2 protein-coding genes are annotated in these 1,298 nt (G+C 61.2%); both read right to left on the bottom strand.

Features of this window, described 5'->3' with window-relative positions; all coding sequences use genetic code 11:
* A partial coding sequence (locus tag FJ980_RS32270) for a quinoprotein dehydrogenase-associated SoxYZ-like carrier (RefSeq protein ID WP_140547525.1) occupies window positions 1–516 on the bottom strand: 516 nt, incomplete at its 3' end.
* A gap of 117 nt (window positions 517–633) precedes the next feature.
* A partial coding sequence (locus FJ980_RS32265) for a quinoprotein relay system zinc metallohydrolase 2 (protein WP_140547524.1) occupies window positions 634–1,298 on the bottom strand: 665 nt, incomplete at its 5' end.

The raw sequence follows: 1,298 nt of genomic DNA, 5'->3' as shown, positions 1-1,298 counted from the left end.
GTCCTGGTTCTTGACCGCAGGGGCGGAGCAGCCGCCTGACGCCTTGACGAAGGTCTGAGCCATGTGGAGTTGGCCGCCTTGAGTCTCCGCTATGGCACGCAAATAGGAATAATCGTTGACGCGCACGCGTGTCGACAGATGTGTCACGCCGGCGTCCTTGCCGATCTGGAACGTTGCCGCCACCGGCGCAGGATTGGCGTCGATGATCAAGGTCACGGATTTGATGCCGTCCGGCGCCTTGGCTGGGTCGACATAGATGTCGACAGGCACGATGGCGGCATCTTGCGCCCGCTTTGTCGCTTCGATCCTGACGTCGCCGGTGTCGACCAGAATAGCCCGGTCGCCGAACACGTCGCCTTTCAAGTCTTCCCAGATCTTCTCCGAAGAAGCCGTTGTTTGCTGTGCGTTGGCGGCTGAGGAGACGCCGAACAGCGTACCGATGGTCAAGATGATTGCGGCCAAGAACGATGCAAGCGACAAGGCGAACTGCCTGCTCGCGTAAGCGTGATTTTGCATTTCGATGCCTCCACCAATGCAACAGAGGTGGTGCCCAGGCTGGCGTTTAGAATATGCCTTTGACGACGCGTTGGCAAATCGCCCCACTTCATGATCTCTGGCGCATGTCGGTGTGGTCTATTCCCATTCGAGTTCAGCAAAAGCAGCTGTTGCGTTGCGCTCATTGTAGTCGTCGAACAGGTGCCATTTGCCCCGTTCGCTTCCGGCGGCGGTTTTGACGGCCTCTCGGAGCGGCGTCCCGTCGACGATCGCGTTGCGGATATCGCGCGCCAGAATCTCGAAATAGCGCCGTTCTCCTGCCAGCGCCTGCGGCCAGTCGGCCGGTACCGGACCATGACCCGGAACGACGCGCGCGGCGCCGATCGCGGCGAGCGCATCCATCTGGCGGAGCCAGCCAAGCAGCGATCCGTCGAGCGTCGGCAAGGAGCCCATGAACACGAGATCGCCGGCAAAGAGCGTGCTGGTCTCGGGGTCGAAGACGGTCAGGTCGTTGTCGGTGTGCGCAGCCTTCCATGCCCGCAGTTCGAGCATGCGCCCGCCGAGGTCGAGTTCCAGGCGATCGTCGACCAGCATCGCCGGCGAAACGATCTCGACTCCCATCATAAGCGCCTCGCCGACCTGTTCGCGATACTTGTGCAGATAGAACGCTCCACGCGCCTCGAGGGCACGCGGCAGATTGCGATGGCCAACAATGGTCGCGCCGATCTCCCGGAATGCCGCATTGCCGAAAATTTGGTCGGGATGCATGTGGGTGTTGATCAGGAAGCGAACCGGTTTTGCGG

It is taken from the genome of Mesorhizobium sp. B1-1-5 (genome assembly GCF_006443065.1).
Taxonomy (GTDB): domain Bacteria; phylum Pseudomonadota; class Alphaproteobacteria; order Rhizobiales; family Rhizobiaceae; genus Mesorhizobium.
This window is presented reverse-complemented; position numbering and strand designations above follow the sequence as displayed.